Annotated in this window: 26 protein-coding genes and 1 tRNA gene; 25 read left to right on the top strand and 2 right to left on the bottom strand. The window is 54.3% G+C overall.

Translation table 11 applies throughout. The features are described 5' to 3' along the window. Positions 1-6 precede the first annotated feature (6 nt). The 10 genes from NOG13_RS07695 to hflX all read left to right on the top strand — a co-directional run bounded on the left by NOG13_RS07695 (position 7) and on the right by hflX (position 7,275). Positions 7-1,020 (top strand): phage major capsid protein, encoded by a 1,014-nt coding sequence (locus NOG13_RS07695; protein WP_283109988.1) that lies wholly within the window; start codon positions 7-9, stop codon positions 1,018-1,020. Then, a complete protein-coding gene (locus NOG13_RS07690; RefSeq protein WP_283109987.1) occupies positions 1,017-1,376 on the top strand; it encodes a hypothetical protein in 360 nt (119 codons plus the stop codon). Before NOG13_RS07695 ends, NOG13_RS07690 begins: the two co-directional genes overlap by 4 nt. Beyond that, positions 1,373-2,029, top strand: coding sequence for a hypothetical protein (locus tag NOG13_RS07685; protein ID WP_283109986.1), 657 nt, complete (start codon positions 1,373-1,375; stop codon positions 2,027-2,029). Before NOG13_RS07690 ends, NOG13_RS07685 begins: the two co-directional genes overlap by 4 nt. Positions 2,030-2,107: 78 nt before the next feature. After that, positions 2,108-2,629 (top strand): LysM peptidoglycan-binding domain-containing protein, encoded by a 522-nt coding sequence (locus NOG13_RS07680; RefSeq protein WP_283109985.1) that lies wholly within the window; start codon positions 2,108-2,110, stop codon positions 2,627-2,629. After that, positions 2,626-3,543, top strand: coding sequence for a hypothetical protein (locus NOG13_RS07675; protein ID WP_283109984.1), 918 nt, complete (start codon positions 2,626-2,628; stop codon positions 3,541-3,543). The genes NOG13_RS07680 and NOG13_RS07675 overlap by 4 nt, the downstream gene beginning before the upstream one ends. Then, positions 3,543-3,881 carry a hypothetical protein gene (locus NOG13_RS07670; RefSeq protein WP_283109983.1) on the top strand — a complete coding sequence of 113 codons (339 nt, stop codon included), beginning with the start codon at positions 3,543-3,545 and terminating at the stop codon, positions 3,879-3,881. Before NOG13_RS07675 ends, NOG13_RS07670 begins: the two co-directional genes overlap by 1 nt. A gap of 107 nt (positions 3,882-3,988) precedes the next feature. After that, positions 3,989-4,216, top strand: a complete 228-nt coding sequence (locus NOG13_RS07665; protein ID WP_283109982.1) for a hypothetical protein — start codon at positions 3,989-3,991, stop codon at positions 4,214-4,216. A 50-nt stretch (positions 4,217-4,266) separates the two neighbouring features. Continuing rightward, positions 4,267-5,292: a baseplate J/gp47 family protein gene (locus tag NOG13_RS07660; RefSeq protein WP_283109981.1), complete on the top strand. Its 1,026-nt coding sequence runs from the start codon at positions 4,267-4,269 to the stop codon at positions 5,290-5,292. Continuing rightward, positions 5,293-5,793, top strand: coding sequence for a putative phage tail protein (locus NOG13_RS07655; protein WP_283109980.1), 501 nt, complete (start codon positions 5,293-5,295; stop codon positions 5,791-5,793). It begins immediately after the preceding gene. A 231-nt stretch (positions 5,794-6,024) separates the two neighbouring features. Then, positions 6,025-7,275 (top strand): GTPase HflX, encoded by a 1,251-nt coding sequence (gene hflX / locus NOG13_RS07650; protein WP_283109979.1) that lies wholly within the window; start codon positions 6,025-6,027, stop codon positions 7,273-7,275. Positions 7,276-7,332: 57 nt separating this feature from the next. Here the strand turns inward: hflX and NOG13_RS07645 are convergent, their stop codons facing one another. Further along, positions 7,333-7,842, bottom strand: a complete 510-nt coding sequence (locus NOG13_RS07645; protein WP_283109978.1) for a flavin reductase family protein — start codon at positions 7,840-7,842, stop codon at positions 7,333-7,335. A gap of 297 nt (positions 7,843-8,139) precedes the next feature. Between NOG13_RS07645 and NOG13_RS07640 the strand changes: the two genes are divergently transcribed. The 7 genes from NOG13_RS07640 to argF all read left to right on the top strand — a co-directional run bounded on the left by NOG13_RS07640 (position 8,140) and on the right by argF (position 16,424). Next, a complete protein-coding gene (locus NOG13_RS07640) occupies positions 8,140-9,363 on the top strand; it encodes an argininosuccinate synthase (RefSeq protein ID WP_283109977.1) in 1,224 nt (407 codons plus the stop codon). An 81-nt stretch (positions 9,364-9,444) separates the two neighbouring features. Beyond that, the gene (gene argH, locus NOG13_RS07635; RefSeq protein ID WP_283109976.1) at positions 9,445-10,824 is read left to right on the top strand and encodes an argininosuccinate lyase; all 1,380 of its coding nucleotides are present in this window, start codon (positions 9,445-9,447) and stop codon (positions 10,822-10,824) included. Beyond that, complete coding sequence (gene argC / locus NOG13_RS07630; RefSeq protein WP_283109975.1) at positions 10,821-11,855, top strand: N-acetyl-gamma-glutamyl-phosphate reductase; 1,035 nt, start codon at positions 10,821-10,823, stop codon at positions 11,853-11,855. Before argH ends, argC begins: the two co-directional genes overlap by 4 nt. 190 nt (positions 11,856-12,045) lie before the next feature. Further along, positions 12,046-13,272 (top strand): bifunctional glutamate N-acetyltransferase/amino-acid acetyltransferase ArgJ, encoded by a 1,227-nt coding sequence (gene argJ / locus NOG13_RS07625; protein ID WP_283109974.1) that lies wholly within the window; start codon positions 12,046-12,048, stop codon positions 13,270-13,272. A 133-nt stretch (positions 13,273-13,405) separates the two neighbouring features. Continuing rightward, entirely contained in the window at positions 13,406-14,263 is an 858-nt protein-coding gene (gene argB, locus NOG13_RS07620; protein WP_283109973.1) for an acetylglutamate kinase, read from the top strand. Between the two features lie 19 nt (positions 14,264-14,282). Next, positions 14,283-15,455, top strand: coding sequence for an aspartate aminotransferase family protein (locus tag NOG13_RS07615; protein ID WP_283109972.1), 1,173 nt, complete (start codon positions 14,283-14,285; stop codon positions 15,453-15,455). A 57-nt stretch (positions 15,456-15,512) separates the two neighbouring features. After that, positions 15,513-16,424 carry an ornithine carbamoyltransferase gene (gene argF / locus NOG13_RS07610; protein WP_283109971.1) on the top strand — a complete coding sequence of 304 codons (912 nt, stop codon included), beginning with the start codon at positions 15,513-15,515 and terminating at the stop codon, positions 16,422-16,424. Between the two features lie 43 nt (positions 16,425-16,467). Here the strand turns inward: argF and NOG13_RS07605 are convergent, their stop codons facing one another. Beyond that, positions 16,468-17,745: a PepSY1/2 domain-containing protein gene (locus NOG13_RS07605; protein WP_283109970.1), complete on the bottom strand. Its 1,278-nt coding sequence runs from the start codon at positions 17,743-17,745 to the stop codon at positions 16,468-16,470. A gap of 306 nt (positions 17,746-18,051) precedes the next feature. On the opposite strand from NOG13_RS07605, the gene NOG13_RS07600 reads away from it, so the two are divergent. From NOG13_RS07600 to NOG13_RS07565, 8 genes are all read left to right on the top strand, one after another. Then, positions 18,052-18,930 (top strand): EAL domain-containing protein, encoded by an 879-nt coding sequence (locus NOG13_RS07600; RefSeq protein ID WP_283109969.1) that lies wholly within the window; start codon positions 18,052-18,054, stop codon positions 18,928-18,930. Positions 18,931-19,185: 255 nt separating this feature from the next. Next, a complete protein-coding gene (gene murD / locus NOG13_RS07595) occupies positions 19,186-20,574 on the top strand; it encodes a UDP-N-acetylmuramoyl-L-alanine--D-glutamate ligase (RefSeq protein ID WP_283109968.1) in 1,389 nt (462 codons plus the stop codon). Positions 20,575-20,585: 11 nt separating this feature from the next. After that, positions 20,586-21,605 (top strand): M20/M25/M40 family metallo-hydrolase, encoded by a 1,020-nt coding sequence (locus NOG13_RS07590; RefSeq protein WP_283109967.1) that lies wholly within the window; start codon positions 20,586-20,588, stop codon positions 21,603-21,605. Further along, positions 21,605-22,636, top strand: a complete 1,032-nt coding sequence (locus NOG13_RS07585) for a M42 family metallopeptidase (protein WP_283109966.1) — start codon at positions 21,605-21,607, stop codon at positions 22,634-22,636. Before NOG13_RS07590 ends, NOG13_RS07585 begins: the two co-directional genes overlap by 1 nt. Positions 22,637-22,644: 8 nt before the next feature. Continuing rightward, the gene (locus tag NOG13_RS07580) at positions 22,645-23,388 is read left to right on the top strand and encodes a GNAT family N-acetyltransferase (protein ID WP_283109965.1); all 744 of its coding nucleotides are present in this window, start codon (positions 22,645-22,647) and stop codon (positions 23,386-23,388) included. Between the two features lie 120 nt (positions 23,389-23,508). Further along, positions 23,509-24,777, top strand: coding sequence for a methionine gamma-lyase family protein (locus tag NOG13_RS07575; RefSeq protein WP_283109964.1), 1,269 nt, complete (start codon positions 23,509-23,511; stop codon positions 24,775-24,777). A 67-nt stretch (positions 24,778-24,844) separates the two neighbouring features. After that, positions 24,845-24,927 (top strand) — tRNA-Leu (locus NOG13_RS07570). 1,111 nt (positions 24,928-26,038) lie between these two features. After that, entirely contained in the window at positions 26,039-26,740 is a 702-nt protein-coding gene (locus NOG13_RS07565) for an ImmA/IrrE family metallo-endopeptidase (protein WP_283109963.1), read from the top strand. Positions 26,741-26,748: the final 8 nt, after the last annotated feature.

Below are 26,748 nucleotides of genomic sequence, written 5' to 3'. Positions count from 1 at the left end.
AAAACGATGGCTCGCTATGAATCTTTGAAACTTGAAAAGGGCATGTATGCCACGCCGGGTAAAACCTTTACCCAAGTGCTGGAAAGCCTTGACCCTTCGGAAAATTACATAGGAACGCCGCTTGAGGGACTTGACGCCTACCAACGCCAGCTCAAGCGCTTTGGAATCCATGTGGGTGGGGCAGGCTCCGACCGAATCGAAAAATTCTTCCAGACGAGCGACTCCGCGGCGCTGTTCCCGGAATATGTCGCGCGTTCCGTCCGTCAGGGCATGGAGCAGGAGAACCTTCTGCCGTCGCTTGTCGCGACCGTAACGGAAATCGACTCTATGGATTACCGCACCATTGAATCCGTGCCGACGGACAGCGGAAAAGAACTGAAATCCGTTGCCGAAGGCGCAGCCTTGCCCCAGACCGCCGTGCGCACAAAGGACCATCTGGTTCATCTGAAAAAGCGCGGGCGCATGCTGGTGGCAAGCTATGAGGCAATCCGCTTCCAGCGAATCGACCTCTTTACGGTAACGCTGCGCCAGATCGGTGCTTACATCGCGCGCACGCAGCTGACAGATGCCGTCAATGTGCTGCTAAACGGCGACGACGGTTCTTCGCCGGCCAAGACGGTCGCCTGCGCGGGTGAGAAACCCACATACGCCGATATGATTGCGTTGTGGGGTTCGCTGCCGCCTTACCGTCTGAACACGATCCTCGCCTCAACCGATGCGATGAAAGACATTCTCTGCATCAGCGAATTCCGCGACGCGAAAGCGGGCCTTAATTTCCAAGGCACCGGCAAGCTTATCACCCCGATGGGCGCAAACCTCCTGCATGACCCCGACATGGCATCGGGAAAGATTATCGGCCTCGACAAGACATGCGCGCTGGAAATGGTGCAGGCCGGCGGCGTGCAGACGGATTCCGACCGCCTGATTGACCGCCAGCTCGAGCGCACAAGCATCAGCGTGATTGCTGGCTTCTCGCGCATCTTTGACGACGCCGTCCGCGTGCTGACCTACACATCATGATTGCGATTGACACAGAAGCCGTGAAAACGCGCTTCGCAGCGCTCGCGGGTGTTGACGCAGCGGAATATGAGACTCTCTGCAGTGACGCGGCGCTCGAAATCCAGCGCATGCAGAAAAGCGGGTGCGGGCCGGAGGCTTCCGGCCCGCTCACCGCGGCCGCTGCCGCCCTCGCGTTTTACCGCTTTGTGCTGGCGGGCGCCTGTGTTCCATGCGGCTCCTTTGAAGCCGGAGACCTGAAGGTTTCGCCCGAAAAGCCGAATGTCTCTTCCGCGAGGAGATTTTGGCGCGAATCGCTCGCCGCCGCAGCGCCATATCTAGAAGACACCTGTTTTCTTTTCCGGAGGACTTCGGTATGACGCGCCGGGCGCAGACGGAGGCCTTTTTGGCTCGGTACGGCAGCACGGTGCAGTGCGGGGAAGACAGCTTCCCCGCATTCATCCGCCCCATGGGGTTTCAAAACACGCAGGGGCAGGACGATGAGGGGCGGCAGCGCTTTTCCTATGTCGGCCCGGCGGCTCACAAGCTGACGGTAGGGCAGAAGATATCTTCGGGCGGAAATGACTACACGGTAAAACGGTGCGAGACGGTACTTCTTGACGGTGTGGAACTGTTTGTCCGCGCGGTGCTGGCGCTTGTTCCTCCGGCGGCAGCGGAGATAAAGCTCGAGCGGGACGGAATTCTGCTCGGTCATGCCAAAAGCTGCACGGCCGAAGCCGTGTGCAGCGCGGAACCGGTTATTCCTTGGGGAGAAGGAGCACCGCAGGAGGTTGCACCGGGCGCGGTGCAGTGGAAGCTGACGCTGAAGGGCGTGCAGGCGGAAAACGGAATCGACCTGTTTGCCGTGGACACGTTTCGTGTTGTAGAAGACAAAAAGACAGGCAGAACGGTTTACACCGGATGCCGGTGGACGTCGGCCCGCAGGACGGCAGGCATGGATACGGAAGGTACCTTCCGCATGGAGGCGCTTGCGGCAGGGCATGAAGAAACGGAGGCGGTAACCGATGGATGACGACTGCGAAAAACTTTCGGAGGAAATGGAATTTGACTGGCTCCGCAGGCCGCGGAAACTGACGACGGAGGAGGAACAATGAACCTTGCACCGATGAGCTTCGGCTCCTGCGTTTGGCCTTGCAATCCGGAAACGATCAAGGTGGAGTATGCACGCGGGACGGCACAGTTCTTCTATCCGGGCGGCACGGCGACGGTGCAGGATACCGGCACGGCGCCGAGGAAGGTTACGGGAAGCGGAAAGTTTACGGGCAACGGCTGCCTTGAGGAATTCGGGCGGCTTTCCAAGGCTTTTTCCGCGGGCGGCTGCGCCATGCTGAGCATACCGGGAATGGATCCGTTTCCGGCGATGTTTGTGTCGCTCTCCATGAAAGGCGTGCCGCGCCCGAATTGTGTGGAGTATGAGTTTGTGTTTCTGGAGGACGTTTCTTCTTCCGGCACCGCTTCGGGTGCGCATGAAGAATACGTCTGCAAGGGCGGCGAGTCCTTGTGGGAGATTGCAGCCCGCTACGGGACGGACGTGGACGCGCTGCTGGCTGCCAATCCGCAGATTGAATGGCCCAACGCGCTTGAGGAAGGGGAGAAGGTGACAATCGTATGAATGTGCGGTTCACGGGAATTCGGCCGGACGGCACGGAAGTGATTCTGCCCATGCCGGTGAGAGGCAGATATGATTCGGCAGAGGATGCGCCTGCCGACGGACTGCGGGCGGAGTTTCCGCTGGCGAAATCCTGCGGCACGCTGACAAAGTTGCGTGTTTCCGGTACGGACGGGTCTGTCCTCTTTTTCGGCACGGTGGACATTCAGCGGGAAATTACCTGCGGAACGGGAAATGTGCTGAATCTTTCCTGCCGCAGCCTTGCCGGCCTTTTGCTCGACAGCGAAGCGGTTCCGCGCACTTACGATGCGCCTTCGCTCCCCGTGATTTTTGAACGGCACATTCGGCCATACGGTTTTACGTCGTTTCTCGGAAGTCAGGCAATCTGCAGAGGGGAGCTATGCGTGCGCAAGGGTATGAGCGAGTGGCAGGCCGCGGCGGAATTCTGCAGGAAATTTCTGCGCACCGAACCGCGCGTGAAGGGAATGGTGTTCGATGCTTCCGGAACGGCCGCGGCAGAACCGCTGCTGCTGGACAATTCCGCGGGAATGCGTTATTTCCGGGCGGAGGTGCGGCAGCGAAACTGCGATATTCTGACGAAAATCTATGCCCCCGACACAAGAACCGGACTTTACCGCCTTGCCGCAGAAGAAAACGAGAGCATCACGGGAGTCCACAGAGTCCGGTGTCTGGCAAATCCGGAAAGCGATGCTTCAACGGTTCTGCGAAAAACAGAGCGGAGCGCCTTTTCCGTTTATGCTGAATGTCCGGGAACGCCAGCCACGGAAACAGGCGCTTCCGCCTCGCTGCGCGACCCGGTGCTTGGGGAGTTTGCAGACATGGTGGTCGCTCAGGTGCGCTGCACCTGGGACGAGGACGGCATTCGGACGGTATATTGTCTGAGGAGGAATGTATAGTGTGGATTTCACAGCAAATGATTGCGGCACAGAAAACCTCTGCCGCCGCAGATGCCGCGCGTGTCACCGGAGACACCAGTGCGCAGGGGTCAAACGATTACCGGCAGCTTGTTTTTGCCGGACCGTGGGGGATTGCCTACCAGCCGCCGAATGCTGCGCAGGCCGTGGTGGTCTCAACCAACGCGGGAGACACCTGCATTGGCACGATTGCGGAGGAAAAAGGAATCGGCCCCGGGGAGCTTTTGCTTTTTTCTGCGGGCGGAGCGGAAATCTACCTGAAGAACAACGGTGAGATTGAAATTAACGGGCAGGTATTTGCGCCAAAGGAGGATGCGTAACGGATACTGCGCTGAGAGACGGAGATTTTGCGCCCGCGGCAAACGGACGCCCTTACCGCATCAGCGGGACGGAGGAAAAATTCCAGCGTGCCGCCATCTGGCTCACGGTGCCGCGGGGGAGCTTTTGCTGCAACCCTGCGCTGGGCAGCCGGCTTTCCTCGCTGACCGGAACGGAAGCAGATCCTTCCGCAGCGGCCCTGAGACTGGCGCAGGAGGCACTGCGCAGCGTGCCCGGCGTTACGGCGTCTGCGGCAGAATACCTTGCTGCGGAGAAAATCGTGAAGATTACACTGGAATGTGACGGAGCCGAACGAACCGTGGAGGTGAAGCTGTAACGGAAATTTTTGAAAGAATTGCGGATTCCTATGAGAATATCCTCAAACGGATGAAGGATAAATTCACCGAGCTTGCCGGATATTCGCCGGACGATGCTTCTGACATCGGCATCCGAATGAGGGTGCTTGCGGAGGAAGTCTGTTCGCTCGGGCAGGCAATCGACTGGCTTAAGGAACAGACATTTGCGCAGAGTGCGACCGGCAAACAACTGGAATACCGCGCCATGGAGCGCGGAATCACACGAAAGCCCGCCGCCCCCGCAGTTGGAACGCTGACCTTCAGCCGAAAGACCTCCCTCTGGTATGACGTGCCGATTCCGGCGGGGACTGTCTGCGCTACCTCGGGGGTGGACGCCGTACGGTATGTGACGACGCAGGATGCGGAGCTGCCGCTGGGAGAACTGAGCGTTGACGTGCCTGCAAAGGCCGAAATACCGGGGACAGCGGGAAATGCCGACGCGGGAACCATAACGGTTATGGTGACGCCGCCCGCCTCCATTGAATCCGTGACGAACCAAGAGGCCTTTACCGGCGGGCAGGATGCCGAAGACGACGAATCCCTGCGCAAAAGGCTTATGGACTGCTGGACAGAACCGGCGAACGGTGCAAACGCGGCATGGTACCGCCAGCTTGCCGAGAGTTTTGACGGCGTGAACTCGGCGCAGGTTGTTCCGCGGGAAAACGGTCCGGGCACAGTCACAGTTTACCTGGCAGGCAAGGGCGAGCCTGTTGCGGACGAAGTGGTGGAGCAGGTGCAAAAGGCTTTCGACGAGCAGCGGGAGCTTTGTACGGAAGTTACGGTGAAACCGGCTGTTCCGGTCCCTGTAGATGTAACCTGCAAGATTAAGACAAAGCCAGGGCAGAACACAATTGCCGCCAAGATATATACCACCGCGGTTTTGGGCCAGTATTTCTTAGATCTTGGCGTGGGCGAACCTGTTGTGAATTCCGCTATGACGGCGGAAGTCTTTCAAACAGGGCTTGTGGACGACTGCACATTTACCACACCGGGGAAAACGGTGCGAGCCGGTGAGCTGGCAGTCAAGGGCATCATGGTTGTTTCGGAGGCAACTTAAATGAGCGCTTACGATTCGATGAAAAAATGTATGCTCCCCACCGGCCTTTATCGTTTGGACGGAAGTACGCTCGTTGACAAGGAACTTCAAGCGTACGCAGAGGTTCTTGACCCGCTCTACGAAGACATCAAGACCCTGCAGAACGAAAGCTTTGTGCCAACGGCCACTGATTACGGCCTGCGGTACCGTGAACTTGCGCTCGGAGTGCTTTGGCCAGAGGATGAAGATGAAGACCGCCGCAGAATCATTTATGCGCTTGGATCGGTTGGAGCCCACGGCTGCAGCAAGGCCGCGTTTGAAAAGCTGCTCGCCGATCTCGGCATTGAGGCGGAACTTACGGAGGATGTGGCCAACAGGAAGCTCACCATCCACGTAAAAAAGGAACCGATCAATTATCCAAAGGATTGGGAAGAGGTTGTGGAAAGGTTTGTACCGGCACACATCGAAACAGTCTGGGATTACTCGCAGCTGATACCCAATAATCCAGAAGATATGGAATAAAAAACACCCGCGTTGGAACCGATATCAGGAAAATTTTTAGCCAGAAAGAGGCATGGCCGTTTTCCTCGAATTCGGGAAACCTAAACGCGGGTGTTTTATTATGTTTTTCTGTTATGCCCCAAATTTGTCAGAAATAAAAGGAAAACGACAAAATAGGATTGTTTTCTACGATAAAATACGATATTTTGTAAAGAGTGAGTGAAATAAAACGAAATAAGGGGGCAGCCGTGCATGACAATCCACGAAAATGAGCCGATTCAGGAAAAAGCTCTTCTTGTGGAACCTGATGTAGGCGAGTGGGATGCAGAGGCATCGCTGGCGGAGCTTTATGAGCTTGTCAGAAGTGCCGGCGCGGAGCCATTGGGCTGCATGACGCAGAAACGACCCGCACCCGACCCCGCAACCTGCGTGGGCCGCGGGATGATAGGCCAAATTAAAGACTTCTGCGTGAACTACGGAGCAAACCTTTTGATTTTCGACTGCGAACTTTCCCCCACGCAGCTGCGTAACATTGAAGAATTAACAGGAGTGCGCACAATCGACCGCACGATGCTGATTCTCGATATTTTTGCGAAACGGGCAACAAGACGCGAAGGCAAGCTGCAAGTGGAGCTTGCGCAGCTTAAATATATGCTGCCCCGCCTTTCCGGAATGGGAAAGAATCTTTCCCGCCTCGGCGGCGGAATCGGAACACGCGGCCCGGGCGAAAGCAAACTGGAAACGGACCGCCGCCACATCCGCAGAAGAATTCAGTCGCTCACCGAGCAGTTGCGTGATGTGGAACGGCACAGAGAACAAATCAACCGCCGATGGGAAAAGACGGGCACCCTCACGGTGGCGCTTGTAGGCTACACAAACGCGGGAAAATCCACGCTGATGAACGCTTTAACCGGAGCGGGCGTGCTGGCCGAAAACCGGCTGTTCGCCACGCTAGACCCGACGGCACGCGCGCTTCAGCTCCCCGGCGGCGAGACGGTTATGCTGATTGACACGGTAGGTCTGCTGCGCCGCCTGCCGCACCATCTTGTGGAGGCGTTTCATTCTACGCTGGAGCAGGCGGCCTACGCCGATGTGATTCTGAACGTGTGCGATATTTCCAGCCCGGAAGCTTCGGTGCACCTCCAAGTGACGCGCAACCTGCTGGAAAGCCTCGGCTGCGGCGCCAGGCCGATTATCACGGTGCTGAACAAATGCGATCTTGTGCCGGAGCTGGAAAATGTACCGATGATCGGTACGGCGGTGCGCGTGAGCGCAAAAACCGGCGAAGGACTTCCGCAGTTGCTGCGGGCCATTGAAGAGAATCTGCCCGATTTTTTGCCCGTCAAAGTTCTGCTGCCGTTTTCGGCGGGAGCGCTTGCCCAGCGGGTTCGGCAGGACGGCTTGGTGGAAAGCGAGGAATACACGCCCGAAGGCTGCCGCCTGACGGCGCGGGTTCCGCAGTCGCTTGCTCCGCTTCTGCGGGATTATATGATTGATTCCTAAAGAAACAAAAAGGTGCGTTTCCAAAGCGGAAACGCACCTTTTGTTCTTATGCAGATGTTATTCCTTGACCAGCACTTTTTCGATGCTGCCGATGAACATTTTGTGGTAATCGTGCTTCGGGTAATTTGCGGCGTCGAGGCTTTTGTCGATGAAGCAGGCAGGGTCAAAGTCCTGCTTATAGAGCTTTTTGCAGACAAGCACAAGCTTTGCCTCGCTAAAATATGGCGTTCCGTTGTCATACACAGTCGTAAGGCCTGCAGCTTTGATTTTGTCGCCGTCGCGCCCGGAATGGGTTCCGCAGTAGTTGAGCGCTGCACGGTAATCCTTCGGAAGAACGCAGAGTGAGAACGTGTCTTCCCTTTCAAGGAACTCAAGCGTGTAGCGGGTCGGGCGAACGTATACGGTGGCAACAGGCTTGTTCCACAAGATGCCGAGGGAGCCCCAGCTTACCGTCATGGTGTTGCACTTCTGCTCGTTTCCGGCGGTGAGAAGCATCCACTCGTCGTTAATCATGGTGAAGGGGTTAAATTTTAGAGAATTCAGGTCGGTCTCTTTGAAACTGTTCATGGGAAAGCCTCCTCTGAAATGACAGAATTCTTTTTTCATTATTATACCACGATTCTAGTTTCCAGACGGCGAAAGAAAACACGAATTTCCGCACGGCGAAAAACACTTTTTTGCAGAAATCTAAAATAAGAGGAAATACTATTGACGACTTTGGCAGCGAGTCACTTTAACAAATCACCTTGCGAAAAATTTGAATAAATATGCAAATAACACTTGATTTCTTGCATAAACGGTGTATAATTATCTTATCAATGGAAAGTAATTTCTACTGCAGCACAAAGAAAGGCGGTTTTTAATATGGAAAAAGAAATTAAAAAAGTAGTGCTTGCATATTCCGGCGGACTGGACACCTCGATTATCATTCCGTGGCTGAAAGAGAATTTCAACAACTGCGAAGTCATTGCTGTGGCGGCTGACGTTGGGCAGGGCGCAGAACTGAACGGCCTGGAAGAAAAGGCAAAGAAAACAGGCGCCTCGAAGCTCTATATTGCAGACCTCAAAAAACAGCTTGTGGAAGATTACATTTGGCCGACGCTGAAAGCAGACGCCGTTTATGAAGGAAAATATCTGCTCGGCACCTCGTTCGCAAGGCCGCTGATTGCAAAGCGCCTTGTGGAGATTGCCAAGGCCGAGGGCGCCGACGCCATTGCGCACGGCTGCACCGGCAAGGGCAACGACCAGGTGAGATTTGAGCTTAGCATCAAGGCTTTTGCGCCGGACATGACCATCATCGCCCCATGGAGAATCTGGAACATTAAGTCGAGAGACGAAGAAATCGACTATGCCGAGGCGCACAATGTTCCGCTAAACATCACAAGAGAGACCAACTACTCGAAGGACAAGAACCTGTGGCACCTTTCGCACGAAGGCCTCGACCTGGAAAGCCCGGCAAACGAGCCGAAGTATGATAAGATTCTGGAACTCGGCGTTTCGCCGGAGAAGGCTCCCGACAAGCCGGAGTACGTCACCATTTCGTTTGAAAAGGGCATACCGGTCAAGGTAAACGGCGAAAAGCTCTGCGGCGTTGACATCATTGCCAAGCTGAACAAAATCGGCGGGGCAAACGGCATCGGCATCGCGGACATCGTGGAAAACAGGCTCGTTGGCATGAAGTCGAGAGGCGTGTATGAGACCCCGGGCGGCACAATCCTCTACCATGCACACAAGAAGCTCGAGGAAATTTGCCTCGACAAGGACACCTTCCACTATAAAGAGGGCGTTGCCCAGAAGTTCGCCGAGCTTGTCTACGACGGAAAATGGTTCACCCCGCTGCGCGAGGCGCTTTCCGCGTTCGTCGATTCCACGCAGGAGACCGTGACGGGCGACGTGAAGCTCAAACTCTACAAGGGCAACATCATCGACGCAGGGGTCACTTCCCCGTACTCCCTCTATGACGAAGAAATCGCAACCTTCAGCGAAGACCACGTTTACAATCAGGCTGACGCAAGCGGGTTTATCAATCTGTTCGGCCTTCCCATTACCGTGCAGGCGATGAAGAAGCTAAAAGCCGAGAAAAAATAATCCCAGCGGATTGTTTCGGGGGCGGATCCGTCCGCCCTCGTTTTTCCTATATGACAATGTAATACAACAGGGGTGATTCTGTTGAAGCTTTGGGCCGGAAGGTTCCACAAGGAGCTTGACAAAACAACGGACGATTTCAATTCATCCATTTCATTCGACAGCCGCATGGTAAAGGAAGATATTCAGGGCAGCATCGCCCACGCCACAATGCTCGGCGAAAGCGGCGTACTCGCACAGGAAGAAGCCGCGAAAATCTGCCAGGGACTAAAGGATATTCTCGCCGACCTTGAAAGCGGCAAACTCTCGATTGACGAAACGGCCGAAGATGTTCACACATTCGTGGAAGGGGAGCTGACCGCGCGCCTCGGCGACACCGGCAAGCGCCTGCACACCGCGCGCAGCCGCAACGACCAAGTCGCGGTCGACCTGCGGCTTTATTTGAAAAAGGAATGTGCGGAGCTTCTTAAGCTCCTCAACGGCCTCACGGAGACCATGTGCCGCAAAGCACTGGAATACAAAGGCGCCGTTATGCCGGGCTACACACACATGCAGCGCGCACAGCCCGTGACGTTCGGGCATCATCTCATGGCATACGCCGAAATGTTCCTGCGTGACGCGGGACGTCTGCAGGACGCGGTCAAACGCATGGATTACTGCCCGCTTGGCTCCTGCGCACTGGCAGGGACGACTTACCCGCTCAAAAGGGAGCGCACCGCGGAGCTTCTCGGATTCGCGGGCCCGACGCAGAACAGCCTCGACGCTGTTTCCGACCGCGATTTCTGCCTGGAGCTTTCGTCGGCCATCGCCATCTGTATGGTGCACCTTTCCCGCCTTTCGGAGGAGATCATCCTCTGGTGCTCATGGGAGTTCAAGTTCATTGAGCTGGACGATGCGTACTCCACCGGCTCCAGCATCATGCCGCAGAAAAAGAACCCGGATATTGCCGAGCTGGTTCGCGGCAAGACAGGCCGAGCCGTGGGCGACATGGTGACGCTTTACACTATGATGAAGGGCCTGCCGCTTGCCTATGACAAGGATATGCAGGAGGACAAGGAAGCAATTTTCGACGCCGTCGATACGCTTTCGATGTGCCTGAAAACCGTCACGCCGATGATTGCGACGATGAAGGTGCTCACGAAGAATATGCGCGCCGCCGCCGCAAAGGGATTCATCAATGCGACGGACTGCGCCGATTACCTCGTGGGCAAAGGGGTGCCGTTCCGCACGGCGTATAAAATCACCGGCGAAATTGTGGCTTACTGCATCGAGCACAATCTCACGCTGGAAACATTGCCGATTGAAACATATAAAAAATTCAGCGAAAACTTCGACGAAGGCATCTACGATGCCATTTCCTTGGAGCGCTGTGTAAACGGCCGAAAGGTTCTCGGCGGACCAGCGCCCGAAAACGTGGAAGCTCAGGCAAAACGAGTGCTCGCTTTGCTGGGGGTGAAAGAATGATTCGCGCGGGAGTCATCGGCGCGACGGGCTACGCCGGTGCGGAGCTGGTTAGGCTCCTGCTCGGGCACCCGGAAGTGGAGCTTGCCGCCGTCGGTTCGGTCAGCTTCGAAGGGCAGCCCATCAGCGACGTTTACCCGGCGTATTACCGCCTCTGTGACATGACGTGCGAGCCGGAGGATGCGGTCATCGAAAAGAGCGACGTTGTCTTTACCGCGCTGCCGAGCGGACTTTCCCAGACGCTTGCGAAGAAATGCCGCGGCGCCGGCAAAGCGTTCATTGACATGGGCGCCGATTTCCGGCTGAAGAGAGAAGCCGACTACCACGGCTGGTACGGAAACACATTCCAGTATCCGGATTTACACGAAGAAGCGGTTTATGGTCTGCCGGAGCTGTTCCGTGAAAAAATCGCGGGTACAAAGCTCGTGGCAAACCCGGGGTGCTACACGACGGCGGTACCGCTTGCCTTGGTGCCGGCACTGGAAACGGGACTTGTCAGCCCCGAGGGAATCATAGCGAACTGCGCCTCCGGCGTAACAGGTTCAGGCCGCAAGCTGACACAGAACACGCATTTCCCGGAACTGAATGAGAGCATGACAGCCTACAAGGTCGCATGCCACCGGCATACGCCGGAAATCGAGCAGACCTTCCGCATGATTCTCGGCAGGGAAGTGACGGTTACGTTTGTGCCGCACCTGCTTCCGGTGAACCGCGGAATTCTGGCAACCTGCTATGCAAAGCTTTTGCCCGGCACAACGGAAAAACAACTCCGGGAAGCCTATGAGGCTCGTTACGGAGAGGAATTCTTCGTGCGGTTCCTGCCGCAAGGACGCGTTGCGGACATCAAGAACGTGCGCCTTTCCAATTTCTGCGACGTTTCCATCCATGTGGACACGCGCGCGGGAATGCTTGTGGCAATATCGGCCATTGACAATATGGTCAAAGGTGCGGCCGGCCAGGCGATTCAGAACATGAACCTGATGTTCGGCATCGACGAAAGAACAGGGCTTACCGCAATGCCTCCGGCGTTCTGAACCGTTTTCCGCAAGCTTGGGTTTGACAGGCGAAAGCGGTTCTGCCCGCTACTTGACGGGCGGCAGAGACATTGGAAGCCGATGGGGTGAAAACCCGAAAGTGACAGCCCTCTACAAAATCTATGTAAGAAAAGATTTGCGTGAATACGCAAGGTATTTGATCACGGCGGAAAGGAAAGAAGGGACCTAAATGGCTGAATATCCGTATATTTCCGGCGGCGTCTGTGCCGCGAAAGGATTTAAAGCAGGGGGAGTGCACTGCGGGATTCGGAAAAATGTGCGGAAACCCGACCTTGCCATGATAGTTTCCACCGTGCCGTGCGCTGCTGCTGCGGTTTATACGAAGAACCTCGTCAAGGGTGCGCCGATTCTTGTGACGAAGGAAAATCTGGCAGACGGAACGGCGCAGGCGGTCATCTGCAACAGCGGCAACGCCAACACCTGCAACGCCGACGGCGTGCAGAAGGCCATGAAAATGTGCTGGCTTGCGGCGGATGCGCTCGGCGTCCGCCCGAAGGACGTTATCGTCGCTTCGACGGGCGTCATCGGTCAGGTGCTGCCCATTGAGCCGATTGCGGCAGCTATTCCGGGATTGGCGGCGTCGCTGACGACGCACGGCTCCGAAGATGCGGCGCGCGCGATTATGACAACCGACACCGTCATCAAGAATTTTGCGGTTTCCTGCACGCTCGGCGGAAAAGAAGTCAGAATCGGCGGCATTGCGAAGGGCTCCGGCATGATTCACCCGAACATGGGCACCATGCTCTGCTTTTTGACGACGGACGCGGCCATTTCGGCCAAAGCACTCGATGCGGCTCTGCGCAGCGCGGTCGACGTGAGCTTCAACATGGTGAGTATCGACGGCGACACTTCAACGAACGACACTTGTGCGATTCTCGCAAACGGCCTTGCGGAAAATCCGAAGATCAACGAGCCGGAGGGTGAGGACTACAAAACCTTTACCGAGGCACTGACGCAGCTTTGCGTGAAAATTGCGCGCACAATCGCAAAGGACGGCGAGGGCGCGTCGAGACTCCTCGTTTGCGAAGTCACTGGAGCGAAGGACGAGGAAAACGCAAAGAAGGCCGCAAAGGGAATCATCTGCTCGTCACTGTTTAAGGCGGCAATGTTCGGTGCGGATGCAAACTGGGGGCGTGTGCTTTGCGCACTCGGCTACTGCGGGGCAGAAACCGATGTGACGAAGGTAGGCGTTTCGTTCTCCTCAAAAGCAGGTTCGGTCAAGGTCTGTGAAAACGGCGCCGGAATTCCGTTCAGCGAGGAAGAAGCGAAAAAAATCCTTTCCGAAGATGAAATTACCGTTCATGTTTCGCTCGGCGACGGCAATGCATCCGCAACGGCGTTCGGCTGCGACCTGACGTATGATTATGTGAAAATCAACGGCGACTACCGAACATAATCTTTCCGCCCTATGGCGGACACGACTTTTTCGCAGAGAAACAATCGGCGCTTACATTTCGCATCGGGCTCTTTCAAGGGCTCGTACATGCAGGCTCAGCCTGCTTTCGAAGGCGAATGCGGGAGATGGGAAAATGCAGATTTCAAACAGCGACAGAGCCAAAGTGCTGGTTCAGGCTCTGCCCTATATTCAAACGCACGCGGGAAAGACGATTGTGGTGAAATACGGCGGAAGCGCCATGCTGGACGAAGCGCTCAAAGACGCCGTGATGTGCGACATCGTGCTGATGCGCCTTGTGGGCATCCGTGTGGTTCTTGTGCACGGCGGCGGAAAAGAAATCAACGAAATGCTGAACAAGGTGGGCAAGGAAAGCCACTTTGTGGATGGCCTGCGCTACACCGACCGCGAAACCATCGACATCGTGCAGATGGTGCTTGCCGGAAAAGTCAACAAAGACTTGGTTCAGCTGCTCGAGCGGCACAACGGCAGGGCCGTAGGACTCTGTGGGCTTGACGACGCCATGCTGACAGCGAAAAAACTGTCCTCTTCGGTTGACCTCGGCTATGTGGGAGAAATTACGAAGGTCAATCCCGCGCCTATCAACAATGCCACCGACAACGGCTATATTCCCGTGGTGGCGACCATTGCGGGCGGGGAGAACGGCGAAGTCTACAACATCAATGCCGACATTGCCGCATCGCGCATTGCGGCGGAGCTGAAAGCCGAAAAACTGATTCTCATGACCGATGTGCGCGGCCTTCTACGCGACAAGGACGACGAAGAATCGCTGATTCCCGTCGTGAACGTCAGCGAGGTGCCGAAGCTCCAGAACGAAGGCATCATCTCCGGCGGAATGATTCCGAAGGTCAGCTGCTGTGTGGACGCTGTCCGGCGCGGCGTGAAGCGCGCACATATCATCGACGGGCGGATTCCGCACTCAATTCTGATTGAACTGTTCTCCGATGAAGGCATCGGAACAATGTTCTGCTGAGGGCAAGGGGTGAATGAGGATGACCTTTGAAGAAGTAAAGAAGAAGCTCGACGGCGCAACCATGCCGACTTATTCCCGCTTTCCCGCGGCAATTGCTTCCGGAAAAAACGCCACTGCCTTCGATGTGCAGGGAAAAGAATACATTGATTTTACCAGCGGAATCGGCGTAAACTGCCTCGGCTATGCCGACCCGGAATGGGCTGCGGCGGTCGCAAAGCAGGCCGCGGCGGTTCAGCATATTTCCAATCTGTATTACAGTCCGGTGCAGGCGGAGCTGGCCGAGAAGCTGTGTGCCGTGAGCGGCATGGGAAAAGTCTTTTTCTGCAACTCCGGCGCCGAGGCAAACGAGTGCAGCATCAAGCTGGCGCGAAAGTACGGCGAGGAGAAACTCGGCATCGAAAAGCCGGAAATCATAACGCTAAACAATTCGTTCCACGGCAGGACGATTACAACGCTTGCCGCGACGGGGCAAGAGGTATTCCATGAGCACTTTCTTCCGCTGACGGAGGGATTCCGAACGGCGGGCGCGGCGATAGGAAGCGTCAAAGCGTGCGTCACGGAAAACACCTGCGCCGTACTGGCAGAGCTGATTCAGGGCGAGGGCGGCGTAATTCCGCTTGACCCTGCGTTCGTCAAAGAACTGCGCGAGTTCTGCACGGAACATAAGCTCCTTCTAATGATTGACGAGGTGCAGACGGGCATAGGCCGCACCGGCGAAGTTTTCGCCTACCAGAGCTACGGAATCCAGCCGGATGTGGTATCGAGCGCAAAAGCGCTTGCGGGCGGCCTTCCGATGGGTGCATGCCTGTGCCGAGAAGAACTCGGCGATGTGCTCGGCAGCGGAATGCACGGCTCCACCTTCGGCGGAAACCCGGTTGCGTGTGCGGGCGCGCTTGTTGTTCTGAACCGCGTCAGCAAACCGGAGTTTCTCGAAAACGTCCGCAAAATGGGAAACTATTTTGCGGAGCGCCTGAAGAAAATGCCGGGCATTGCCGAAGTGCGCGGCATGGGCCTGATGCTCGGCGCGAAACCGAAAGCCGGCACACCGGGCGAAATCGCCCGAAAATGCGTGGAGAACGGGCTGCTTATCCTCACGGCGAAAGAAATGCTGCGGCTTCTGCCACCGCTTACCATCACCAATGAAGAAGCGGACCGCGGCCTCGCGATTCTTGAAACGGTTCTGAACACATGAAGAAGCCCGGGCGGCAAAACCGGCCGGAAAACCTATGAAAACGGGAGGGCTAATGAAATGAAACACCTACTGAAAATGTTGGACCTTACGAGCGGGGAAATCACCGAAATCCTCAACCTTGCAGACCAGCTCAAATATGAGCAGAAGCATGGAATCGAACACAAGGTGCTTGCAGGAAAAACCCTGGGCATGATTTTTGAGAAGGCTTCGACCAGAACGCGTGTTTCGTTCGAAGTCGGTATGTATCAGCTCGGCGGACTGCCGCTGTTCCTTTCCGCCAACGACCTGCAGATCGGCCGCGGCGAGCCGGTGCAGGATACGGCCCGCGTGCTTTCCCGTTACCTCGACGGCATCATGATCCGCACGTTCAAGCAGTCCGAGGTAGACGCGCTTGCCCAGAACGGAACGATTCCGGTTATCAATGGCCTGACGGATTTTGCGCATCCCTGCCAGGTGCTTGCCGACCTAATGACCATTCGTGAATACAAGGGCTCGCTCGAAGGGCTTAAGCTGTGCTTCATCGGCGACGGCAACAACATGATGAACTCGCTGATTGTGGGCGGACTGAAAATGAAGATGGAGGTTGCCGTAGCGTGCCCGCAGGATTACCGCCCAAGCCCGATTGTGCGCGACTTTGCCGCCGTTCACCCGGCGTTTAGCATGACGACCGACCCAATGGAAGCCGCCAAGGGCGCCGATGTGGTCATCACCGACGTTTGGGCGTCCATGGGCGAGGAAGACGAAATCGAGAAACGCCGCAAGGCCTTCCAAGGCTACCAGGTGAATGACGAGGTTCTTGCTCAGGCAAAGCCAGATGCGATGGTTCTGCACTGCCTGCCTGCGCACCGCGGGGAAGAAATCACCGCCGAGGTGTTCGAGAAGCATGCGAAGGAAATCTTCGACGAGGCGGAAAACCGCCTGCATGCGCAGAAGGCTGTGCTCGTGAAGCTGCTCGGAAATCAATCATAAGAAAAGCGGTGGAGAGATACTCCACCGCTTTTTGTTGCTTCAGTTATTTTGTCAGAACGCCGTTGTCGGATTTCTGAAGAATGAGAATGTCTTGTTCAAGGCCTGTTTCCGCATTGATATAGACAAGAATTTCTTCGTTGTCCATGCCGGTGCACAGGAATTCATACGTCAGCTTTTCACTCTTGCTTGCCGTCGGAATCAGCGCGATGCGGCACTGCTGAACCTTGAGGTTCGAGCTGACGCTCTTTTGTGCCTGCTGGGCAGTCAGCTTTGCCGAGAGATTGCGGCTGTGGTGGTTCATGATATACCCCGCGGCATCATACCGCACGATCTCGCCGTTGTCGAGCGCGACGCCGACTTTTACTAAGTCCGGGTAGCAGATAATGCCGTCTTGGCTGTAAGCAAAGTTGATAAGGCAGATGTTGTCGTTAATGGCGTAGTAGCTTTCTTTCATGTTGCTCATGCCTTTTTCACGGAGGAAGGCCTGAGCTTTTTTGAGAGCTTCATCATAGCCGAGTTTTGTGTCGCCCGTTTTGCGGCTGTTTGTCATGCAAGAGATTAGACCGCCTGCCTTGGTGACACAGACGCGGATTTCACCGTTGTTTGCGGTGAAGTTATAGGTCGGAAGGTTGCCTGCAGTGTCCTGCACATGCGTCAATTTGTCTTGGGTTGTCCCAAGAAATTGGGCCGCAAGGGTTTGCGCGTTGCCCTGAGGGATGGTGGCTTTTCCTTCCGTCAATTTGGGTTTCTGGTTCATGATATTGTCGGCAAACGGGCCGTCGTAAATCAAAGAGGGGAAGTTGCTGAAATCCTTTGCCGTTTCCTGCATAGCGTCGTGGAAGGTCTGCGCACCGGTAAAGTCGAGGTCAAGGTTTTGCATGTCGGACGTGAGCTTCTTGGAGTACGTCTCCAAACTACGCATGGTCTTGAACTCATCGGGTGTGATTTTCTGGCCTGCGGAGACATGGTTTGCCATTGCTAAGGAAAAATCGCCCACCTGAGCAATAAATTTGCTCACGTTGTCGAGGGAATTGTCGCCGACGGGAAGGGTGGCGAGGGAGGACTGCGCCATGCCGGATTCACGGATCAGCTTCGCCGCGAGGATATTCTGTTCGGTGATGGTGTTGGCATAAGTGGCTTTATCAAGCGCGGTTTCAATGTTGCCCACATGGTCGTCAAGGTCATTCAGAGCACGCTGGTAGTTGTATTCAATTGTGCGTTTATACCTTTCTGCCTGCATTCCGTTGTAAACCGCTGCCCCGCCGAGTGCCAGCACAAGCAAAACGACACAGAAGTATGTCATGGCTGTTTGTTTTCTCATATCTTTCACCCCATCGTTATTTTTCTTTGAAACGGGGAGAATATACCTTCAGCGGCATGAAATACGCTTTTGTGCGGGCAATTTCCCATTATTACAGTGACCAAAAATGCTTTTTTTCGTAAAAAAACCCCAGTTTTTATGCCAATTTTATCGCAAACTTCTGTACTTTTTGCAACTGATATGTTATTATTACTTTTGGTTCTGTATCAATCTATTGAAAAAATGGAAATCACAAACTTTGTAAGAAGCCATCGGAGGAGCGCAAGGATGCGTGCCTGAATAAACCGCAACATGGAGGGAGTAATTATGGCGGAGACGGCAGCGAAAATCAAGTCTGTGTCGGCAGGTACAAAACCGCCCAGAGGCGGCAAAGCGCCTGCGGCACGTTCTGTGATGTCAAGCAATCCGCGCCGTATTACCAAATTAGAAGATTTGCTCCACCATGCCCTGAAAAACGGTGGCTTTGAAATTTACTATCAGCCGCTTTACAATGTTTACGACGGCAATTTCACCGAGGCGGAAGCACTTTTGCGCCTACATGACCGCAACGGCGGCTTTATTCCGCCGGATGAATTCATTCCTGTTGCCGAACAGAGCGGCCTGATTATGGAGATTGGCAATTTTGTCTTGGACCAGGTGTGCAAATATATTCACAGCATGCTGAAATGCGGAGCAGACATCGACACGATTTCGGTGAACCTTTCCGTAGTGCAGCTCATGCAGAAAAATGTGGTTTCGCGTTTGATGGATATTATCCGCCGCAACGGCATTTCACCGAACCGCATTTTGTTTGAGGTGACCGAATCCACGCTTGTGAGCGACTATGAACTGATCAGCGGGAAACTGCACGAGATGAAGGAACAGGGAGTTCAGTTTGCACTGGACGATTTCGGCACCGGGTACTCGAACATTACCCACGTGACCGATATGCCGTTCGACGTGGTGAAAATCGACAAGAGCCTCATCTGGGAATCTATGGAGAACCACAAATGCAACATCATGATTCGCGAACTGACAAAGATGTTTAAGGACATCAACCTTTCGGTTATTGCCGAGGGCGTTGAAACGAAGGAACAAGATGATTTCGTCCGTGAATGCAAATGCGACAAAATTCAGGGGTTCCGCTACGCGCGTCCGATGCCGGTCAGCCAAGTCGGCGATTATTTCGGGCGGAAAGTCGTCTGAAAGTTTTCTGTTGAAGATGAATCGGGAAGGGCATTGATGCCCCTCCCGATTTTGCTTATTTGGGGAATATTCACCGTCAGAACTATGGTAGTGGGGGCTTATTCTACGGTGTGCTGGAGCGGATACAGTTGGGCAAAAAACCGTTTGTGGACGTTTTTCACCTTCTTTCGGCGAAAAGCTCAGCTTGCTATTTGCCAGCAGAAAAAGTATAATAAGGTCTGAGTCTTGAAAATCAAACAGGGGGAATTCGGCTTAATGACAGCGGATGAATTTTACAAATCGGTCAAAGGGAAAACGGTGGCGTTCTGCGGGCTCGGAGGCAGCAACCTGCCGCTCGTGCGGCTTTTTGCGAAGCACGGAGCAATTGTAACAGGGCGCGACCGCCGCACGGAGGAACAGCTCGGCGACATTGCAAAGGAGCTGAAAGCGCTGGGCGTTCGCCTTGTGACCGGAGAAGGCTACCTTGACGGCCTTTGCGAAGAGATTATTTTCCGCACCCCCGGTATGAAATATCATCTGCCGCAGCTGGAAGAGGCCCGCGCACGCGGGGCTGCAGTTACTTCCGAAATGGAGGTATTTTTTGACCTTTGCCCCTGCCGCATCATCGCTGTAACAGGCAGCGACGGCAAGACGACAACGACCACCATCATCTCAAAAATGCTTGAGGCCGCGGGCAGGAAGGTGCATGTCGGCGGGAACATCGGAACGCCGCTTCTGCCGCGCATCGACGAAATCAAGCCGGAAGACGTTGTGGTGGCGGAGCTTTCGAGCTTTCAGCTGATTTCCATGCGCAAAAGTCCGGATATCGCGGTTGTGACGAATGTCTCTCCGAATCATCTCGATGTTCATAAGGATATGGAAGAATATATCGGTGCAAAGAAGAACATCATATTGCACCAGAACGCTTTCGGGCGCGCCGTGCTCAACGCCGACAACGAGATCACCGCTTCGTTTGCGGAAGATGTGCGCGGCCAGTGCCTGATGTTCAGCCGCCGCCACCCGGTGAAATACGGCGCGTGGATGGACGAATCCGGCGAAATCTTCCTTTCTCTGCCCGAGGGCACGACCCGAATCATGAACAAAGCGGACATCCGTATTCCCGGCCTGCACAACATTGAAAATTATCTGGCGGCGGCGTGCGCCGTCTGGGGCCTTGCGGGGCCGGAAGAAATCGCGGAAGTTGCCCGCTCGTTCCCGGGCGTGGCGCACCGCAACGAATTTGTGCGCGAACTTGACGGCGTTTCCTATTATAACGATTCCATCGGCACGACGCCGAGCCGCACCATCAACGGCGCGCTTTCGCTGTTCGACCAGAAGATTTTGCTGATTGCGGGCGGCTACGACAAGAACATCCCGTTCGACCCGCTGGGACCAGCCATCGTCAATAAAGTAAAGACGCTCGTCCTCATCGGAGCAACGGCGCCGAAAATCGAAGCTGCGGTCAAGGCGGCACCCGGCTACCGCGAAGGAAACCCGAAGATTTTTCACGCGTCCTCGCTCGAAGAGGCGGTGAAAATCTGCCGCGCCGAAGCCGTGAAGGGCGATATTGTTATGCTTTCGCCCGCTTGCGCAAGTTTTGATATGTTCCCGAATTTTGAGACACGCGGCGAACGTTTCCGCGAGATTGTCAACGGATTGGAGTAACGACCACAGTCATGCTTCAGAATTTAAAGGAAATGCTGTTCCGCCTGTGCGGCGCAGCAGGAACGCCGGGCGACGAATCGGAAGTCCGTGCCGTGGTGCAGCGCGAATTCGCGCCGTATGCCAAGACCGGTACCGATGCGCTCGGCAACCTGACGGCGGAAATCGGCAGCAAGGACGCAAAAACGCACCTTCTGATTGATGCACACCTCGATCAGATTGGACTCATCGTAACGAGAATCGATGACAAGGGATTCCTCCATGTGGACCGCTGCGGCGGAACCGACCGGCGTGTCATGCCCGGAACCGCGGTAACGGTTCTTGGGAAAAAGCCGCTCTGCGGGGTTGTCTGCTGTATGCCGCCTCACCTGACGGGCGGAAAAGAGGAAGAAATCCCTGAAATTGCGGAAATGACGGTCGACCTCGGATGCGACGCGGAAACCGTGAAAAGCCTCGTCCATCCCGGCGACCGCATTGTGTTCCGCACCGAGCCGAAGGAACTGCTCGGCGGGCGCGTGAGCGCACCGGGGCTCGATAACCGCGCCAGCATCGCCGTCATGGTGCGCTGTGCGCAGATGCTCGCGGATGAGCCGCTGCGCTGCCGCGTAACTTTCCTATGCAGCACAAGGGAGGAAGTCGGCGGTCAGGGAGCCGTGACAGGCGCCTACCTTGCCGACCCCACGCAGGCAATTGCCGTGGACGTCGGGTTTGCCATGCAGCCCGGCGTGCGGCCGGAGCAGTGCGGAAAGCTCGGCGGCGGGCCGATGATCGGCTTTGCCCCCGTGCTGGACAGAACCATGAGCGAACGCCTTGTGGCGATTGCGGAGCGGGAGAAAATTCCGTATAAGCGCGATGTGATGGGCGGAGAAACCGGAACGAACAGCGACGCGATTGCCGTGACAAAAACCGGCGTGCCCACCGCACTCATTTCGGTGCCGGAGCGCAATATGCACACTCCGGCCGAAATCATCGACCTGCGCGACATCGAAGCAACCGCAAGACTGATTGCGGCGTATGTGCGGGAGGTGGAGTGATGGCGGACTGGGAACTGCTGAAAAAGCTGAGCGAGGCGCGCGGCGTTTCGGGACATGAGGACGAGGTGCGAGAAATCATTCTCGAGGAAATCCGCCCCTACGCGGAGAAAATCGAGGTCACCCCGCTGGGAAACATCATCGCCTTCCGAAAAGGGAAAAATCGTGCGCCGAAAAAGCTGATGATCAGCGCGCACATGGACGAGGTGGGCCTGATCGTGACGCATATCACGGACGACGGCCTTCTGAAATTCAGCACCGTCGGCGGAATCGACCGCCGCGTGCTCCCCGGAAAATCGGTGACCATCGGGAAAAACGTGCACGGCGTTGTGGGCCTGAAGCCCATTCATGTCCTGAAGAAAGACGAGCGCGAAAAAAGTGTTCCGCTTGAGGAACTTTACATCGACATCGGAGCTTTGACGCGCGAAGAGGCGCAGGCGGCTGTGCTGCCGGGCGATACGGCGACGTTCGACTCTGTCTTTCAGGCGGAAAATGGTACCATCATGGGGCGCGCGCTCGACGACCGCGCGGGCTGTGCAATCCTGATTGAGCTGATGCGCTGCGAGCCAAAATACGACACCGTGTTTGCGTTTGTGGTTCAAGAGGAAGTCGGCCTGAACGGGGCAAAGACAGCCGCTTATTCCGTTGAGCCGGACGCTGCCATTGTGGTGGAGGCCACCACGGCGGCGGATGTGCCCGGGGTGGAAGAAGCGAAGCAGGTGTGCCGTTTGGGCAGCGGCCCTGCCGTTTCGTTTATGGACCGCCGCACCGTTTATGACCGTGAATATTACCGTTTGGCGTTTCGAGCGGCGGAGAAAGCGGGCGTGAAATGTCAGGCAAAGCAGGCGGCTACCGGAGGAAACGACGCCGGAGCGATTCATCCGTCGCGCGGCGGCGTGAGAACGGCTGCTGTTTCGCTGCCTTGCCGCTATCTGCACTCCGCAGTGGGTATTATCAGCCAAGAGGACTATTTTGCTGCACTAAAGCTTATTGAAACACTTGCAGAATTGATCGAAGAAGAAAGGCCGGAATAAAACGACTAATGCTGAAAATTTTAACTGACAACGCACCGGACGTATCTCCGGAGACACCGTTTGGCTGCAGAATCGCTTCGGCGGCGGCAACTTACGGACAAAGTGGACCGTTTGAGCAGTTCTGGGTTCAGGACGGCGGAACGGTACTGGCAAAAATTGATGACATTGCGCTCATTGAGGAAAAAGACGGGATGGATGCGGAAGAGGTTCTCGCTTTTCTTCGTACGCTCGACGTCAAAAAATTTTCCTGCTCTGAGGAAACGGCAAAGCACTTGGGGCTTGCCCCGTCCGCTTGGGGCGAAATCATGGTATTGCATGCACAAAACCACAAGGAAGAAGCCTACGCCGATGTTCGATTCGACCCAAGCCCGCGGGAAATTTACTCGGTCCTCAAACAATCGGAAACCAATACCTTCCGTGTGCCCGAGTTTGAGCCGTTTTACATGGACCTTTCCTACCGTACAAGGCACGGCGCAGCTCTTTCCGCCGGCGTTTACCAAGGCGCGCGGCTTGTCTCCTGCGCTGTCTGCACCGCTATGACGGAGCGCGCAGCGGTGATTTCCGCAGTTGCGTGTGTGCCGGGGCTTCGCCGCCATGGCTATGGCAGAACGGCTGTGAACGCACTTGCGGGCAGGCTGAAACGCGAGAACATCTACATTTTCCGGGCGGAAGGCGAAAACGAGGAATTCTACCGCTCACTCGGCTTTGAATCTTATGGACGCTGGGTCGAAGTCGATTTTCAGAATACTTAAATTCCGGAATCGGGACCGGGAGGCGTTAAGGCGTGAGAGATAAACGCTTTGAGGTAATCTACAAACAGGGAGTAAAAATCCCCATTGGCGCTTTGATACAGGAAAAAGGAGTAAGACGTTTTGTATCCATATTTTAAGATTGATGCGCGCATCGAAGAGACGGCAAAAAAAGCAGAAGAACTTGCCCGACCGTATTTCAAAAGAATTGAAGAAACGGTGGACTGGAACGAGCAGAAAATGCTTGCGGCCTTTGTGAAAAACGGCGTGAGCGAGAGTCATTTCGCGGCATCTACGGGATACGGCTACGACGACCGCGGGCGCGATACGCTCGATCGCGTTTTTGCCGATGCGCTCGGCGCGGAAGATGCACTTGTGCGCCATAATTTCGTCAGCGGTACGCACGCGCTGACGGTCGCCCTGTTCGGCGTGCTGCGCCCGGGGGATACGATGCTCTGCGTCACGGGCATGCCGTATGACACGCTCCGTTCGGTCATCGGCATTACGGGGAACGGCAACGGTTCGCTGAAGGAATTTGGGATACACTACGAGCAGGTGGACCTCACGCCGGAGGGACATCCGGATTATGAGGAAATCGCGCGGCGCGTGAAGCCCGGCCTGCGCATGGTATATATTCAGCGTTCACGCGGCTATGCCCTTCGTCCTTCGCTTTTCGTGGAGGAGATTGAAAAAATCGCTTCCATTGTCAAGAGTAAGGCGTCCGACTGCATTGTGATGGTGGACAACTGCTACGGCGAGTTCGTCCAGAGGGACGAGCCTGTTTCGCACGGTGCCGACCTGATGGCAGGTTCGCTGATTAAAAACCCGGGCGGCGGCATTGCGCCCACGGGCGGATATATCGCAGGGCGCAAGGACCTTGTGGAAAGCTGTGCTTATCGCCTGACAACGCCGGGAACCGGCCGCGAAATAGGCGCAACGCTCGGCAACAACCGCGAGCTTTTCATGGGTGCGTTCCATGCGCCGGTTACGACCGGCGAAGCCTTAAAGACGGCGGTATTTACGGCGGCACTGTTCCATTTGTTCGGCTACGAGGTAACGCCGCGGTATGACGAGCCGAGAGCAGACATCATCCAGACCGTGGAGCTTGGCGACGAGGAATCGCTCATTGCGTTCTGCCGCGGCGTACAAAAGGGCGCCCCGGTGGATTCTTTCGTAACTCCTGAGCCGTGGGATATGCCGGGTTACGACTGCAAAATCATCATGGCGGCAGGCGCGTTTACGCTTGGCGCTTCCATTGAACTTTCCGCGGACGCACCGCTCCGCGAGCCTTATGCCGCGTGGATGCAGGGAGGACTCAACTATCCGAGCGGCCGCCTTGGCGCGATGCTCGCTGCGCAGTCTATGCTGGAGCAGGGAATCCTTCGCATTTAACGGTTGCGCAATTGAGTTTTTTCCTGTATAATAGACCGGTAAGTGGCGGAAATCCCGCCGCTTTTATGCGGGTGTGGTGGAATTGGCAGACACGCAAGATTTAGGTTCTTGTGGGCAACCGTGCAGGTTCAAGTCCTGTCACCCGCACCATAAAATGTCCAGTATTCATGCGGCTTATTGAATCAACCGCAGGCTTTTGACCACTTATTTGACCACTATAGATATAGTGGTGACAGTTTCCAATTGATAATTAAAGTACAAAGCGGCGGAATCCGGATTTTCCGGGTTCCGCCGCTTGATTGTTCATGAGCAAATTTACCTTGGTAAAATTGCGCTTCTATTGCGCTTCCGTCAAGAATCTTTAGTGCCTGTGGTATTTTTTCTTTGAGTCATTGGAGTCAACTCTTTTTTGAACCATAAGCTTTTCATTGAAATTCTTGCAGAAAACCGCTGTTGCGAAACTAGGTGCAACCAAAAGTTCGTGGACACCGGTTTTTGTTGTTTATTTTGGGACTGTGAAATAAGAGGTAATAATAATAGAGAAAGAACTCTGCGGCTGCACTATTTTATTGAAATTGGATTGATATGGTAATATTATATGAACAACGGGTGATTTGTTAAAATGCGTAAGGAAGCATTTGTAAAGGAATATAGCAAAAATAGATTCATAAGGTTCTTCCAGAAAATATTAAGAGTCGCTCGAAGACATCGTCGTGTTATTGTCGTTGTTTTGGGGTGTTTTTCTTTGTATTAAGAATATAGGAAATGGTGCAGCTCTTTAAAATTTGGAACGATAAAAGAAAATGGTTCTATTATAAAAGATATAATGACGAAATAATAAACAAAGATGAAGTTTTTGATTTTAAAATTGATATAACAAAAATTATGGGATCCCAATATGATTTCGTATAAAGCAGAACCACCATATCCTCAAAGCCTTGCTAGCACACGGAACATTATCTTTTTTTGTGCAAATATTAATTACTGTATAGAGAGACCCCAAGTCGTTTTGTCCCTCGCAAATATGTTTTGTGCAGTTTCGTGCAGGTCAAGTCCTGCTTGTCCACCTCGCAAGCAGCCGAGCCATATAGCTTGGCTGCTTTTCGTGATTTTCTTCTTTTCTGCAACATAAATAAAATTTTATAATTATCATCCGATTAATTTGTATAGAAAATATAAACTGCTTATTATAGGACAAACACGGGTATAATAAAAAAGGAATAAGATGGGAATGATATTCGGATATAGAAGGTGAATGAATGTGTTGGAAAGAGCATATAATTTTTTGCGTGTGCTATTGCAAAATTCCAAAAATTGGTATATTATTCATAAAAACGCATTGAAAAATCATGAAAATTACTCATTAACAAAAAGTAATTTTCCAGTATATAATTTAACCAATGCTAACGCAAATGAGGGGGCGCATACCGACAATATGCATCAGGTAAACGACGAAGAAATCAAAAATATGGTTGAGAAAGTACTAAAAGAGACGGACTTAAATGTTGCGCCGATTGCAATTGTGTCGATTGCAAATTTCTACGGATTTTCCGTCTATGAAATGCCGATGGACGACAGTGTTTCCGGACTTATTATGGCCGATGATAAAAATATCGAAGGGTTTGACGCGAAACAGATTATTGTCGTAAATTCCAAACATTCATCCACAAGAAAACGCTTTACGATTGCACACGAATTAGGCCACTATTTTATTCAGAATAAACCTTCGCACTGCTTTGCTCACAGAGATGCCGGAAATTACAGTTTGGAAGAAAGATACGCGAACAATTTTGCTTCGACTCTTTTAATGCCGGAGGATGAAATAATCCGTGAGGTAGGCAATTTTAAGAAAACTAAGATTGGAGAGCAGCCAGATTCTGAGTTGATTAATTATATTGCCAATGAGTTCGATGTATCCCAGTCGGCAGCGGCAATACGGCTGAAAAAATTACACATTATTTAAGAAGATGG

This window comes from Thermocaproicibacter melissae, from assembly GCF_024498295.1.
Classification (GTDB): Bacteria; Bacillota; Clostridia; order Oscillospirales; family Acutalibacteraceae; genus Thermocaproicibacter; species Thermocaproicibacter melissae.
The sequence above is the reverse complement of the archived record's forward strand: the minus strand, read 5'-3'. Positions and strand labels throughout refer to the sequence as shown.